This is a genomic window from Solwaraspora sp. WMMD1047, assembly GCF_029626155.1.
Lineage (GTDB): Bacteria > Actinomycetota > Actinomycetes > Mycobacteriales > Micromonosporaceae > WMMD1047.
On record NZ_JARUBL010000001.1, the window covers coordinates 4,674,078 to 4,688,089 of the forward strand.

The 14,012-nt window shown below is 73.0% G+C and carries 13 protein-coding genes and 1 pseudogene; 5 read left to right on the forward strand and 9 right to left on the reverse strand.

Features of this window, described 5'->3' with window-relative positions; genetic code table 11:
- Window positions 1-74: 74 nt before the first annotated feature.
- The 3 genes and pseudogenes from O7627_RS21205 to O7627_RS21215 form a co-directional block, all read left to right on the forward strand.
- A pseudogene (locus tag O7627_RS21205) lies at window positions 75-1,301 on the forward strand (acyltransferase); the annotation flags it as partial.
- A gap of 483 nt (window positions 1,302-1,784) precedes the next feature.
- Window positions 1,785-3,161 (forward strand): hypothetical protein, encoded by a 1,377-nt coding sequence (locus O7627_RS21210; protein ID WP_278098361.1) that lies wholly within the window; start codon window positions 1,785-1,787, stop codon window positions 3,159-3,161.
- A 59-nt stretch (window positions 3,162-3,220) separates the two neighbouring features.
- Window positions 3,221-3,886 carry an HAD family hydrolase gene (locus O7627_RS21215; RefSeq protein WP_278095246.1) on the forward strand — a complete coding sequence of 222 codons (666 nt, stop codon included), beginning with the start codon at window positions 3,221-3,223 and terminating at the stop codon, window positions 3,884-3,886.
- 44 nt (window positions 3,887-3,930) lie between these two features.
- Here O7627_RS21215 and O7627_RS21220 read toward each other — a convergent pair whose 3' ends face one another.
- The 5 genes from O7627_RS21220 to O7627_RS21240 form a co-directional block, all read right to left on the reverse strand.
- Entirely contained in the window at window positions 3,931-4,740 is an 810-nt protein-coding gene (locus tag O7627_RS21220; RefSeq protein ID WP_278095247.1) for an RNA methyltransferase, read from the reverse strand.
- A gap of 96 nt (window positions 4,741-4,836) precedes the next feature.
- Window positions 4,837-5,541 carry a Clp protease N-terminal domain-containing protein gene (locus O7627_RS21225; RefSeq protein WP_278095248.1) on the reverse strand — a complete coding sequence of 235 codons (705 nt, stop codon included), beginning with the start codon at window positions 5,539-5,541 and terminating at the stop codon, window positions 4,837-4,839.
- Complete coding sequence (locus O7627_RS21230) at window positions 5,541-5,759, reverse strand: helix-turn-helix domain-containing protein (RefSeq protein ID WP_278095249.1); 219 nt, start codon at window positions 5,757-5,759, stop codon at window positions 5,541-5,543. Before O7627_RS21230 ends, O7627_RS21225 begins: the two co-directional genes overlap by 1 nt.
- Before the next feature lie 73 nt (window positions 5,760-5,832).
- Window positions 5,833-6,021: a DUF397 domain-containing protein gene (locus tag O7627_RS21235; protein WP_278095250.1), complete on the reverse strand. Its 189-nt coding sequence runs from the start codon at window positions 6,019-6,021 to the stop codon at window positions 5,833-5,835.
- Complete coding sequence (locus O7627_RS21240) at window positions 6,002-6,793, reverse strand: helix-turn-helix transcriptional regulator (RefSeq protein ID WP_278095251.1); 792 nt, start codon at window positions 6,791-6,793, stop codon at window positions 6,002-6,004. Before O7627_RS21240 ends, O7627_RS21235 begins: the two co-directional genes overlap by 20 nt.
- A gap of 506 nt (window positions 6,794-7,299) precedes the next feature.
- Here O7627_RS21240 and O7627_RS21245 point away from each other — a divergent pair.
- Both O7627_RS21245 and O7627_RS21250 read left to right on the forward strand, forming a co-directional pair.
- Window positions 7,300-7,584, forward strand: coding sequence for a hypothetical protein (locus tag O7627_RS21245; protein WP_278095252.1), 285 nt, complete (start codon window positions 7,300-7,302; stop codon window positions 7,582-7,584).
- A complete protein-coding gene (locus O7627_RS21250) occupies window positions 7,581-7,865 on the forward strand; it encodes a hypothetical protein (RefSeq protein ID WP_278095253.1) in 285 nt (94 codons plus the stop codon). The genes O7627_RS21245 and O7627_RS21250 overlap by 4 nt, the downstream gene beginning before the upstream one ends.
- A gap of 219 nt (window positions 7,866-8,084) precedes the next feature.
- Here O7627_RS21250 and O7627_RS21255 read toward each other — a convergent pair whose 3' ends face one another.
- From O7627_RS21255 to O7627_RS21270, 4 genes are all read right to left on the reverse strand, one after another.
- The gene (locus tag O7627_RS21255; protein WP_278095254.1) at window positions 8,085-12,437 is read right to left on the reverse strand and encodes a tetratricopeptide repeat protein; all 4,353 of its coding nucleotides are present in this window, start codon (window positions 12,435-12,437) and stop codon (window positions 8,085-8,087) included.
- A complete protein-coding gene (locus O7627_RS21260) occupies window positions 12,421-12,753 on the reverse strand; it encodes a CU044_2847 family protein (protein WP_278095255.1) in 333 nt (110 codons plus the stop codon). Before O7627_RS21260 ends, O7627_RS21255 begins: the two co-directional genes overlap by 17 nt.
- Before the next feature lie 103 nt (window positions 12,754-12,856).
- Window positions 12,857-13,222, reverse strand: a complete 366-nt coding sequence (locus O7627_RS21265) for a GntR family transcriptional regulator (protein WP_278095256.1) — start codon at window positions 13,220-13,222, stop codon at window positions 12,857-12,859.
- Window positions 13,219-13,998: a hypothetical protein gene (locus O7627_RS21270; RefSeq protein ID WP_278095257.1), complete on the reverse strand. Its 780-nt coding sequence runs from the start codon at window positions 13,996-13,998 to the stop codon at window positions 13,219-13,221. The genes O7627_RS21265 and O7627_RS21270 overlap by 4 nt, the downstream gene beginning before the upstream one ends.
- Window positions 13,999-14,012: the final 14 nt, after the last annotated feature.

A 14,012-nucleotide genomic window follows, 5' to 3' on the forward strand; every position in this document is an offset into this window, starting at 1 on the left:
TGATCTTTTCCGGTCATGGGACGGCCTGGGCCGTTCGCCGGACCGGCCCCGAACGTTCCCCATAGCCTGGGCCTATGCGCCGGCTCGGGCGACTCGCCAGGGACACCCCGGCCAGCCGGGAACGCTACCTCGACCTGCTGCGCGCGGTCGCCATCACGGCCGTGGTGCTCGGTCACTGGCTGGTCACCGTGATCGGCCGGGACCCGGACGGCCGGCTCACCGGCCGCTCGGCCCTGCCGGACCTGCCCTGGGCGCAACCGGTCACCTGGCTGGTCCAGGTCCTGCCGATCTTCTTCCTCGTCGGCGGGTACGCCAACGCCGCCTCGCTGACGTCGGCGTACCGGCGCGGCGACGACGCCACCGGATGGCTGCGCAACCGGGCGGGCCGGCTGGTCCGCCCCACCACCGTCCTGCTGGTGGTGCTGGCCGGCGCCGCCGGCACCGCCCGGGCGCTCGGCGCACCTGCCACCGAGGTACGCGCGGCGGCCTGGTTCGCCACCGTCCCGCTCTGGTTCCTCGCCGGCTATCTGGCCGTCGTCGCACTCACCCCGATCATGTACGCGCTGCACCGGCGCTACGGGCTCGCCGTACCGGTGGTGCTGGCCGGCGCGGTCGCGGCCGGTGACCTGGCCCGGCTGACCGGCCCGGCGGAGCTGGCGGCCGGCAACTTCCTGTTCGGCTGGCTCGCCGTGCACCAACTCGGCTTCGCCTGGCGCGACCGCACCGCCGGCCCGCCCACCGACCGCAACCAGGCACGGCAGCCGGGCAGCACCGCCGGCCCGCTTACCGACCGCACCCCGACTGGGCAGCCGGACAGCACCGCCGGGCCGCCTACCAACCGCAACCCGACTGGGCAGGCGGGCGACACCGCCGGACCTTCGGCCGACAACCCGGCCGGGCCGGCGGCCGGTGGGGTGGCGCGGTTCCCGGCGGCGCTGCCGATGGGGTGGCGGGCCGCCGTTGCGATGCTTGTCGGTGGGCTGGTCACGGTCGTGGCGCTCACGCGGTGGGGGCCGTACCCGGTCAGCATGATCAATCTGCCCGGCGAGCGGCTGCACAACATGTCGCCGCCGAGCCTGGCGCTACTGGCCCTGACCGTCGCCCAGCTCGGCCTGATCCTGCTGCTGCGCGAGCCGGCCGAACGCTGGCTGCGGCGGCGGCGACCGTGGCTCGCGGTGGTGGCGGTGAACGCAGTGGTGCTGACGATCTTCCTCTGGCACGTCACCGCCGCGATCCTGGTGGCCGGCGGGCTGGCCGCGCTCGACCTGCTGCCCGACCCGCCGGTCGGCACCGCCGGCTGGTGGCTGTGGCGACTGCCCTGGCTGGCCCTGCTGACCGTGGTGCTGGCCGGGCTGGTAGCGATCTTCGGCCGCTTCGAATGGCGCTCGCCCAGCACCCGAGCGGGCACCGCGACCGGCACCCGACCCGGGACCGGAGCGGGCACCGCGGCCGGGGCCGGAGCGGGCACCCGGTCGGCCGGCGTGTCGGCGGTGGCCGGGCCGCTCACCGTGGCGGGTTACGCCGCCCTGATCCTCGGGCTGATCGTGAACAGTGCCGCGCCACGGGACCGGCCGGAACCGCTCGGACTGCCGCTGGTCGCCCTGGCCGCGTGGCTCGTCGGCGCCGCCGTGCTGCGCGTACCGCGTACCCGAAATGTCGGTCGGGCGGCGGACCCGGCGGTGGGCCGGCGACGCACCGCGCCGGCGGACCCGGCGGCCGGCCCGGCGGCGGAACCGGCCGGCGGACCCGGCGGCGACGTCCCGCCGGGCGGCCTAGTATTGCCTGTGCTCAACGGACAACTCCGGACAGCGGAGACCTTCTCCTTCCCCGCCCCGGCGGGCGGCCGACGGATCGACCTGGCCACCGGCACGGTGTCGCTCGACTACGCGCTGACCGGCCCCGACGGCGAGCTGCGGTTCACCGAGGTGATCACGCTCCCGCTGCCGCCCGAGGCGCCCACTCCCGCCACGCTGGCGACCCTGGACCGGGTGCTGGAGCTGCTGCACCTGGTGGCCGGGGTCAGCTACTACAAGACCGCCGCGCCGCGCCGGCTGGTGCTGCCGGCGCCGCTGGGGTCGGCCGCCGTCGAGCTGGTCACCGCCGTCTACACGCACGGCCTGGCCGAGTACGCGTACCGCAACGACCTGCCGCACGTACTGGAGCTGGTGCCTGAGGTGCCGGCCGGCGAGGTCGCCGACCCGGCGCCGGTCGACGACCGGGACGGTCGGCCGCTGAGCGCGGTGGGCGGCGGCAAGGACTCGATCGTCAGCCTGGAGGCGCTGCGCCGGGCCGGGTTCGACCCGGTGCCGTTCTCGGTGAACCCGAACCCGGTGATCGGGTCGGTGAACGAGGCCAGCGGCCTGACCGCGCTGGCCGCCCGCCGCCGCATCGACCCGCTGCTGTTCGAGCTGAACGCGGCCGGCGCCCGCAACGGCCACATCCCGGTGACCGCGATCAACTCGCTGATCGCGGTCGCCACCGCCGTGCTGCACGGGCTGGGGCCGGTGGTGATGTCGAACGAGCGGTCGGCGAGCGACCCGAACCTGAGCTGGCACGGGTTCGAGATCAACCACCAGTGGTCCAAGGGCGTGGTGGCCGAGGGGCTGCTGCGGGACGCGCTGAGGGCGCACGCCGGGCTGGTCGAGCCGTACTTCTCGCTGCTGCGTCCGCTGTCGGAGCTGCACATCGCCCGGCTGTTCGCCGGGATCACCCGCTACGACGACGTGGTGACGAGCTGCAACGCCGCGTTCAAGCTGCACGACCCGACCGCCCGCTGGTGCGGGCACTGCCCGAAGTGCCGGTTCGTCTTCCTGGCGATGGCGCCGTTCATGCCCCGGGAGCGGGTGGTGCGGATCTTCGGCTCCGACCTGCTCGCCGACCCGGAGCAGCTTCCGGGCTATCTGGAGCTGCTCGGCATCGACGCGCACAAGCCGTTCGAGTGCGTCGGCGAGGTGGAGGAGTCGGTGGTGGCGTTGCGGCTGCTCACCGAGCGTCCGGAGTGGAATGACGCACCGGTGGTCCGGGCGCTGGCGGCGGCGGTTCCGGCGGCGGGGTGGGCGGCGGCGGCCGAGTCCGATGTGTTCACCCCGGGTGGCCCGCACCATGTTCCGGCCGCGTACGCCAAGGCCCTCACCGATCTCGCGGTGCCCGCGACGGACTGACGACAGGCAACCGCGCGCGGCGGGAAGCGGTGGCCGGTCGGGTTTGACAAGATGATCTGGTGTCCGAATACGACGGTGTCCTTCTCGACTGGAGCGGAACGCTGGTCCTCGATCCCGAGCCGGCCGACCGGTTGCGGTGGGCGCTGCGCCGGCTGGGCCGGACCCCGGACGACGGGACGGTGCTCGGCCTGCTGCACCGGCTGCAGCGGGCCGCGCTGGCGCCGCAGGTCGCCGAGGCGCTGCGCGACCACGCCTGCGACGCCGACCGGCACCGCTTCGGCGAGCTGCTCTGGTATGACCGCGCCGGCCTCGACGCCGACCTCGCCGTCGAGCTGTACGGCTTCGACGGCGACCCGATGAACCGGCCGCTCTTCCCGGACGTCCTCGACGTGCTGACCCGGCTGCGGGCGGCCGGTCTGCGTACCGTGGTGGTCAGCGACACCCACCTGGACCTGCGGCCGTTGCTCGGCTTCCACGGGGCGGGCGACCTGATCGACGGCTACGTGCTCTCCAACGAGCACGGCCGGCAGAAGCCCGACCCGGACCTGTTCTGGGCCGCCCTGCGCGAGCTGCGGGCCCGGCCGGAGCGCACCCTGATGGTCGGCGACCGCCCCAACAAGGACGGCGGCGCGGCGGCGATCGGCATCACCACCCTGATCCTCCCGCACCGCCTCGCCCACCGAAACCGCCCCCGCCTCACCCCGCTGCTGACCCTGACCCGGTGATGGGTCCGTCACGCGCTGGACCGGATCGCCGCGCATGAGCACGGTCAGAGCGGGTCGTCGCGGCCGAGTTCCCAGCAGGCGACGGCGGTGGCGGCGGCCACGTTCAGCGAGTCGACGCCGCGCCGCATCGGGATCACCACCCGGACGTCGCTGCCGGCCATCGCCGCCGCCGACAGCCCGGCCCCCTCGGCGCCCAGCAGCAGCGCGGCCCGGGACCGCTGGGCGGCGGTGAGCCGCTGGATCGGCACCGCGTCGGCGGCCGGCGTCAGCGCCAGCACCGTGAACCCGGCCGCCCGGACCTGCGCCAACCCGCCCGGCCAGGGCTCCAACCGGGCGTACGGCAGCGCGAAAACCTCGCCCATGCTGACCCGTACGCTGCGCCGGTAGAGCGGGTCGGCGCAGGACGGCGAGAGCAGCACTCCGTCCACCCCGAGCGCCGCCGCCCCCCGGAAGATCGCCCCGAGATTGGTGTGGTTGTTGACGTCCTCCAACACCACCACCCGCCGCGCGGCCGCGAGCACCGCCTCCGCCGTCAGCGGCTCACCCCGGTGAAACGACGCCAGCACCCCACGGTGTACGTGGAAACCGGTCGCCTTCTCCAGCACGTCCTGCCCGGCGGCGTAGACCGGCGCGGCCCCGGTGTCCAGGTCGGCGAGCTGGTCGACCCGCTTGGCGTCGACCAGGAACGATCGGGGCCGGTAGCCGGCCCGCAGCGCCCGCCGCAGCACCAGCTCCCCCTCGGCGATGAAGAGCCCGTGCGGCGGCTCCCACCGGGTCCGCAGCTCCACGTCGGTGAGCGCACGGTAGTCGGCGATCCGCTCGTCGCCGGGGTCGGTGATCTGCTCGAAGGGCACGGTCCCGATTCTGCCGGCTCGGTCGGCGGCGTCATCGCCAGGGCGACGAACGCCGCCCTGGCGGCCGGCTCGACGGGCCGGTTGCCGGCGTCGCGGTCAGCCGCTGATGAGTGCGGCGACGGTGGCGCCGGCGGTGGCGGTGCGGCCCGTCGTGTGCTGATAGCGCCGCACGATGTCATGGTGCCGGATTCGCCTACCGAACCGCCGCTCGGCGCGCAGCAGCGAATTGCGGTGCGGCGGTGGGAATGCCGCCGCCAGGTCGGTGAGCAGTGCCTGGGCATTCACGCCTGCGGTGGTCAGCACCCAGGCGGCGCCGGGATCGAGCGCGACGAGCGCGAGCGCCAAGTGCTCCGGCCGGTGCTCGCGCTCACGGCGGGCGAGCGCGAGTCGCAGGGATGCCTCGTAGGCCGCCTGCGCATCCAGCCCGAGGGGCGGACTGAGCCGGGCGCATCGCCGCCGCGCCTTCGCCGCGCCGAACGGAAGCAGCGGCTCCCGGGCGGGCGGCCGGTCCGCCAGCGCCGGCCAGGAGCCGGTGAGCATCCGGTCGATGTCGATCCCGAGCGGCGCCAGGGTGTCCCGGTCGGCGGCGGCTCCCGCACCGGCCGGCGCGGCGCGGCCGGCCGCCTCCCGCAGCGTTGCCGTCGTCGCGCCGTGCCCGGCCAGCACGGTGCCGACCGCGCTGGTCTCCGTGAGGGCGAGCAGCAGGTGTTCGCTGCCGGCGCGGGGATGCCCGAGCTGTCGGGCCTGGGCCAGCGCGCGGCCCAGCACACGGCCGAGTTCGGGGTGCTCGCCTCGGAACATCAGCCCTCCTGGATGCGGTGGTACTTGCGGTGCACGGTCTGTTTGGTGACGCCGAGCCGGGTGGCGATGTCCTGCCAGGACCAGCCGGCGCGTCGCGCCGCTGCGACCTGCTCGGCCTCCACCTGCTCCACCAGCCGCCGCAGCCGGGCGACGGCGCGCAGTCCGACGTCGGGGTCGGTGCCGTGGACGGCGTGGTCGAGATCAACGATCGCGGACATGGCCGTCAGCATATGCTGACGGCCATGTCCGCGTCAACACATGCTGACGACTTCCCGGTTGAGCGGTCCGGGACTACCGCTCCTTGGCGTGGGCGACGAACGACGACCAGGCGGCCGGCTCGAACGTCAGGGTGCCGCCGTCGGGGTCCTTGCTGTCGCGGACCAGCACCCGGCCGGGGAGGTTGTCGGCGACCTCCACGCACTCTCCGGCGTTCGAGCTGCTGCGGCTGGACTTGCGCCAGTCAGGGCTGTTCGTAGTCATTCAACACCTTCAGGAGGAGGTTGCGGGTCTGCTCACAGGTTAGTGCCTGCCCGCAGAGGCGTTCCCAGACGATCAATGTGTGCCGGAGCGCCTTGACCGACTCGATCACCTTTCCCTCGTACTGGTCGTCGATATAGCCGACCGGCGCCCCGGTGGGCAGCGTCGCGAGCGCGAATGCTCCGGCGTGGCCGGGGTGCAGGCCGGCTCGCGACGGAATCACTCTGATGTGCACGTTCGGGCGGTGGCCGACGTCAACCAGGTGTTCGAGCTGATCTTTCATGATGACGTCCTCGCCATGCCGGAGAGCAGGTTCGCAGATGATCGCGGTCAATTCCACCGGATTGACCCGGTCCAGGGTCACGGCCTGCCGCGCCATCCGGATCTTCAACGCCTCTTCGACCTGGTCCTCGGTGTGTGGGCCGACGGAGATGACCGCCCGCGCGTACGCCTCGGTCTGGAGCAGGCCCGGGATCACCGAGTGTTGGAAGGTGCGGAGCAGGATCGCGCGCTCCTCGTTCTCGTTCCATGAGCGCAGCCATGGAGCCACCGCCTCGCCGCGTGCCGTGGTCGCGGACTTGCGGAGTTGGTCGCCGGTGCCGAAGAAGGCGTCGAGCCCACCCGCCACGTCGTCCGGCGGGACCGAACGCCCCGATTCGTAATTGCCGATCTGCGATCCGCTGATGTGGACTGCGGCACCGACCGCGTCCTGCGACAAACCTCGCGCCTGCCGCTCCCGCCTGAGCGCATGCCGAAACTCATTCGCGTCCGCCAACTGGCCACCCCCAATTCAATGGTTCCGGAACTGCATACCCATCCTCATCCGAAAGCCGTTCGATAGTCCAGGGTGGAGTTGGCGCGGCGTCCGGGAGTTGTCCATCCGTGCGGTTCCATCAGTCCCCGGGCGCCGCGCGTGAACCGCCCGCCGGGGAATTCCCCTACCAGGCCGGTGGCCCCGGCGGGTCAGACCCCGGCGCCCGGGGTGCAGCCAATGGGTGGTGACGCACCCCGGGCGCCGGCCGAGCGGAAAAGCAGGGAAGGCGAAATGCGAATACGACGGCAGGCACTGGTCCCCTTTGCCCCGACGCACCGCAGGGACTGGCGAAAGCTCTGGCGGTACTGCCGCTGCGGACTGCGCTGGCGCTGCCCGGACAGCTATCCGGCGGAGGTCCGGATGCCCTACCCGGTGCACCCCCGGCCGATGAACCGTGGCCCGTCGTACCCCGATCGGCTCGGCGCCATGGCGCCGGACGCCCATCCGAGAGCGGCGGAGGAGCGACGATGACCACTCCCCCCGACCTGCCGTTCCACCCGGCGGACATCGACAAGGACGCCCTGCTCGTCCTGGCCGAGGCCGACTACCTGTACGGCCTGGGTGACCTGCAGCTGAGGCTCACGGCAACGCCGAACGTCCAGGCCCTCTGGAACCGGATCGAGTGGACCGAGCTGACCGGCGTCGAGATCCAGCCCCGCAGCGGCCGGGAGGTCCAGACCCGGACCGTCCTCGCCCGGACCACCGGCATCAAGGTCCTGCGGGCCGCTCCCCCGCGCGAGCAGGCGTCGTGACCGGCCCGCCGGACGACGACCAGCCGGAACCGGACACCCCCCGCGCCGGCTGGACCGCACCGCCGTTTCCGACCGGGACGCTGTCGGGCGCATGCCTCGATTCCACCTCGGATGCCGTCCCGGCCAGTGTCCAGGCGGACACGTTCCGGATGATCCTGGCCCGCCACGAGCCGGCGAGCGCCACGCACTGCGTGTGCGGCGCCGCCCTCGGCGAGGAGACCGGGCTGTGCTGGTACGGCCGGTCGGCACAGCGCGGGTTGATGGCACTACTGGCACAATAACACGAGCGACACCAGCGCGGCGGCCGATAAGCCCTTCTGCCGGCCCCGCGCGTACGCGACCCCCCTGCCGAACCGCGTCCGCCACGGGCACCCCAGACCCGTCCCCGGGACCGCCACACGTGCCGTCGGCTGCCCCGGGGGCGGGTCGCCAACCCCGACCGGCATCAACCAACCAGCGCAATCGACCTGACGATCCTTTGTCGAGCCTGTTTGGCTCGCCTACTCGGACAGCTCCAACTCGTCGAGCATGCTGGCGAGCGTCGCCAGGGATTCGTTGTCAAGTACGGTGCCGGCGGCCTGGGTGAAAGTTCGGGGTCCGAGTTCGGTGCGAAGCTTGTGTAGTGCGGTGAGGTCGTATCGTGCTTGCGGGACGTCGAGGGCGAGGCGGAGCGCGAGAGCCTGGCAGTGCAATGGGACGGCGTCGACAGGGCGGCCAGACTGCGAGCGTAGGTTGCCGAGTTGACTCAGGCTGGTGGCCGTGCCGGCTCGGTTGCCGAGCTCCTCTTCGATGGTGAGGGACTGCTGGTAGCGGCGTTCGGCCTCCGGGTAGTCACCCCGGTCATGGGCGAGCATGCCGAGCTGGTGATAGCTGTTGGCCGCACCGGCGCGGTTGCCGAGCTCCTCTTTGATGGTGAGAGATTGCTGGTAGCGGCGTTCGGCCTCCGGGTAGTCACCCCGGTCATGGGCGAGCATGCCGAGCTGGTGATAGCTGTTGGCCGCACCGGCGCGGTTGCCGAGCTCCTCTTCGATGGTGAGGGACTGCTGGTAGCGGCGTTCGGCCTCCGGGTAGTCACCCCGGTCATGGGCGAGCATGCCGAGCTGGTGATAGCTGTTGGCCGCACCGGCGCGGTTGCCGAGCTCCTCGAAGATGGTGAGGGACTGCTGGTAGCGGCGTTCGGCCTCCGGGTAGTCACCCCGGTCATGGGCGAGCATGCCGAGCTGTCCGTAGCTGTTGGCCGCACCGGCGCGGTTGCCGAGCTCCTCTTTGATGGTGAGAGATTGCTGGTAGCGGCGTTCGGCCTCCGGGTAGTCACCCCGGTCATGGGCGAGCATGCCGAGCTGGTGATAGCTGTTGGCCGCACCGGCGCGGTTGCCGAGCTCCTCTTTGATGGTGAGAGATTGCTGGTAGCGGCGTTCGGCCTCCGGGTAGTCACCCCGGGCTTGGGCGAGCATGCCGAGCTGGTGGTAGCCGGTGGCCGCACCGGCGCGGTTGCCGAGCTCCTCGAAGATGGTGAGGGACTGCTGGTAGCGGCGTTCGGCCTCCGGGTAGTCACCCCGGGCTTGGGCGAGAATGCCGAGCTGGTGATACCAGGCAGGCCGGCGGGGGGACGTGGCGGGCAGCCAGCGGAGTGTGTCGTGGATGAGGCTCGCTTCCCGGTCCCAGGCGCCCCACTGGTGTAGCTGGTCGCAGATGTGTTCGGTGCGGGTGCCGGCGGTGTCGAGGTCCCCGGCGGCGATGAGGTGGTGGCGGGCTTCCAGCAGGTCTTGCACGTCGGCGAACCGGTTCTGTGGCCACACGTCTACCCGCCACAGCCAGTAGGCGGCGGCGGCGTGATGGGCCTGCATCACGAGGTCTGGCTCGTGGTGTGGGCTGCCGGCGGTGGTCCAGTGGTCGTGGAGTTCGGTGGCCGTCCACCGGTGCATCACGAGACGACCGTCGGCGCTGGCGCCGATCAGGCTGGCGTCCCGCAGGCGCTGTAGGAGCGCGGGAAGGTGTGGTGGCGCGGCCAGCGGCGGCCGGGGAGGCCCGTCGGCGGCGGATCCGGCGGACTCGTCGGGGGTGCCGACCTGGAACAGCGCGGCGTTGAGGTCGACGGGTTCGCGGTAGACGCTGATCCCGGCCAGCAGTCGGATCGCTCCCCGCACCTGGGCGAGGGTGGTGAGGTGGTCGGTGAGCAGGACGTCGTCGGCGGCCAGGGTGGCGACCTGCGCGATCGCGGCGTCGAGGGTGCGTTCCTCGGCCAGCCAGGTGTCGACCCGAGCGGCGCCGAGGCATTGCTCCACGGCGGCGCGCAGCCGGCGGGTGATATCGGGGAACCGGCCCTGGCCGGCGCCGAGGAGCGCGTCGAGGTACTCCAGCGATCGGGGGTGTCCGCCGACGGAGCGCCAAATCTTGTCTTGGGCGTCGCGGTCGACCGCGTAACGGTCGAGGTGCGGCAGGGACCACAGCAGCTTGCGGGTCTCGGCCAGGCTCATCGGCGGCACCTGATAGCCGCGCAGCCGGTCACCGGCGTGCTCCGGGAGGGCGAACGGATACCGAGAGGTGATCACCAGCCGGGACCGGCCGGGATTGTTCAACCAGGCGGCGAGCAGGCCGGCAACCCCGGTATCGGACAACCGCCAGACACCGGCGCCGTCGGCGGCGAGGTTGTCCTCGAAGTTGTCCAGCACCAGCAGCAGCGGCAGCTCGGCCAGGACGTCCTGCCGCAGCAGATGCAGCCGGTCCTGCCACGGCACGTCCATCCGGGCGCAGACCTGGGCCGCGACGAACTGCGGCCCGTCGAGGATCTGCCGGCGCAGCAGATCCCGGCGTACGGCGGCGGACACGTCCCCGAGAATGCCGTCGACGGTCAGCGGCCCGGTCAGGGTCAGCACCCGCCACGCAGGAGTTTGGGCGGTCGCCCGGCGTAGCACCTCGGCTGCCAGGGTGGTCTTGCCGATCCCGCCGATACCGTGCAGCAGCACCCCGCCGATCTCGGTGTCCAGCAGCGACGGTAGGACCCGCTGGGCGTGCCGGCGGCCGACGAACTGCCCGACCGGCCGGGCCAGCAGGCCGCCCAAGTCCACCGTCGGCCGGGGCCGCACGTCGACGGTCCGGGACGGGTCCAGCACGGGAACGGCCGGCGCCCCGGCCAGCACCGTCACCACGCTCCACTCGTCCAGGGCGGCCAGCACCCGGTCCAGCGGTTGCCCGGAGCGGGTCAACTCCCGCTGCACGGTCCGGCGGGCGTCGGCGACCGCCCGCACCACATCGGCCGACGCGGACCGGGCCAGCTCCGCATACACGCGGGCGAACAGCCGGGTGGCATACGCGTCGGTGACCGAGGTCTGGGTGGCGATCACCGCGCCGGCTCCAGACTCGACCAGCCGCGCCGCGTACGAGCTGCCCTGCTCCTCGCCGGCCACGTCGGTGTAGCAGGCGGCCAGCGAGATCACCGGCGGCAGCTTGCCCGCCGGGATCGCCTCGGCCAGCAGCTCGTCCGCCGACACCGCGCGGGCGTCGCCGTTCTCCTCCTCCAGGTGCAGCACACCCGGGCCGCCGTGCGCGGAGATGTGCAACACGTGCACGCCCTCCTCCCGGTCCAGGGCGGCCCGGATCGCCCCCGTGGTCGCGAACGGCACCACCTCGACCTGCGCCTCGCCCTGCCGGGCGCCCCTCACCGCGTCGAGCACGGCGGCCAACTCCCGCTCGTAGTCCAGCACCGCGCCGCCGCCGGACTCCGGTGAGGCGATCGCCACCACGATCCGCAGCGGACCCGGCAACGCGGCCGGCGGCGACGCGGTCCGGCCGTGCCGGTAGACGGTGACCAGCCGGTGCAGGGCGAGCGGCTGCTGACCGACGGGGTCCGGCATCGCCTCCCAGGGCAGCATCGTCAACCCGGGTACGTGGACCGCCAGCCGCACCGGGGTGTCCGCCCGCTCAGCCCGCCGCAGTAGTTCGCCGAGCGCCGCCGCGACCGGGTCGGGCAGGAACGACTCGGCGAGCAGCCGGCCCGCCTGCCGCAGCGACACGCTGTCGGTGCGCAGCGCCGTCGCCGTCGCCTCGTCGCGAACCTCGACATGCCCGTGGCGGGAGCGCTCACGGCGTACGTCGTGCAGGGCGTTGACAAGCCCCGACCGCACCCCGGCGTGGGCCGCCGTCACGTCCACCCCCGCGCCGGAGAGCCGTACCTCGGTCTCCGACACCGCGAGGGTGACGTCGAACGCCGCCCCGCGCCCGACCCCGCCGGTCAGCGCGACCTCGGCGACCCCCGCCAACAACACGACCAGATCCTCGGTACGCGCCACCCACACCGCGTTCCGCATCCAGTTGTCCGCGCTGTTGTAGCGACCGGAGACCACCCCGACCACCCGGTCGTCGGAGACCCGGCGCACCGGCCCGCCGCTCATCCCGCGGACCAGATCGCCGGCGCTGAACTGGCCGAGCGGCACCTGGTTGTCCCGCATCGCCGGCCCCGACCACGCGCCGGTCGTGCTGGTGTAGCGGTAGCCGGCGGTATTCGGGACGTGGGCCACCCCGGTCACGGCGATCGGCTCGTTCGGCCGCACCGAGTCCGACTCGACAAGCCCCCCGGCCGTTGCCGGCAGCGGCTGGTCGCGGAGCAGCACCGCAAGGTCGTGGGTGGGGTCCACCGCGTGCACCCGCGCCCGCACCGGCCCGCCCGCCGTCGGATCGACACCCAGCGGGTCGACAAGCACCTCGTCGCCCACGCCGCCGGCACCGAGGTCGTCGAGCACGTGCCAGGCGGTGACCAGCACTCCTGGCGCCACCTGGAAGCAGGTGCCGGCACCGCTATCGTCGTGGCGCAGCACCCGGCCCAGGTAGCCGGGAACCTCAGCGGGCCGCGTCATAGGTCAGCGTGACCGCGAGCGTCGCGCCCGTCGTCCCCTTCACCACCAGCACCGTGCCCTCGACCGAGACACTCAGCCCGAACTGCACCTGCACCTCACGCGGTCGCCGGGCCGCCTCCCCCATCCGGCCGATCGTCGCCGCCACCGACGAGGCGACCCCCAGGATCGCGGCCTCCGCGTCCTCGTACGCGGAGACGATCCGCTCCGACGGCGTAGCGGTCGGTTCGTCGCCCACCGTCACCACCCGGGTGGCCTCGACCTGGAGCTCGACATCACCGAACCGCACCGGCCGCACCAGCGCCGCGACATCACTCATGAGCACGAAGCCTGGCACACACCGTCAACACGCGACAGTCCACAACCGGCACATTCACCACGGGCCGAACAGGCAGGGCAGACCGGCCGATCCGGACGAGGTATCAGGGGGTCGACGGTTGGCCCAGGGCGACCTGGACGATCCGGATGGCCTCGGTGGGGTCGATGCCGACGCTGGTGATGACCGCCGCGTAGTCGCGGGCGGCGCGGTGGGCCTGCTCCAGGGCCTGCTCACCGGCGGCGGTGACGAACGAGCCGGCCCGGCCCCGGGTCTCGATCAGCCCGGCCTCCTCCAACTCCCGGTAGGCCCGGCCGACCGTGTTCACCGCCAGGCCGAGGTCGGCGGCGAGCCGGCGGATCGTCGGCAGCCGGGTGCCGACGGCGAGCGTGCGGTCCTGGATCTGCCGGGCGAGCTGGACCCGGAGCTGCTCGTACGGCGGCGTCGGCGAGGCGGCGTCGATGACGATCATCGGGCGACCAGGGCCTGCCGGGCGGCGCTCCCGACCGCGATGGTCCGGGACTGGAGCAGGCCCAGGGTGACCGCGCCCGCCACCACCAGCGCCAGCGCGACCGCGTTCCACCAGCCCAGCTCGTCCCCGTACAGGAAGATTGCCGGCAGCATCCAGACCAGGCTGGGGGTGGCCAGCGCGCGGGCGTCCTCGACCCGCATGACGACGTCGGCAGTGAGCGACGCCTCGTCCTGCGCCACGGCGGGGCTCGTCAGCACCTGCCGGAGCTGCATGATGAGGCTGGTCGCGGCGGCGGCCAGGCCGATCAGCACGACGATCGCGCCGAAGCGCAGGTCCGGGTCGCGGATCGGCAGCACGCTCACCGTGAGCAGCAGCGCGGCGGTGTAGGTGGCGACCGTGAAGGCGGCGTACGGCCGGCCCAGCACCGCCGGCCAGCCGAGTTCTGCCGGGTGGGCGACCCGCCGGGGCAGTCGCGCGCCGGCCCGCCTGTCGACGCGCCGCACCCACCAGCCGAGCAGCCACTGCCCCACCAGCAATCCGATCGCGAGCGCCACCAGGACCAGCAGCGGCAGCCGGGACGCGGAGCCGGCGGGGAAGCCCTTCCAGGCGTGCGTGAGTGCCGCGCCGATCAGGAACGCGGCCAGCAGGATGCTGTCGAGGAGCTTGGCCCGCCGCCGCACCGCCAGCCGCGCCGCGAGCAGCTGTGTCGGCTCGGTGCCTTCCAGACCGTGTTGGGCAAGCCACCGGCCGACCTCCGTGTGCTCCGCCTCGCGCATACCGCACCTCCAAT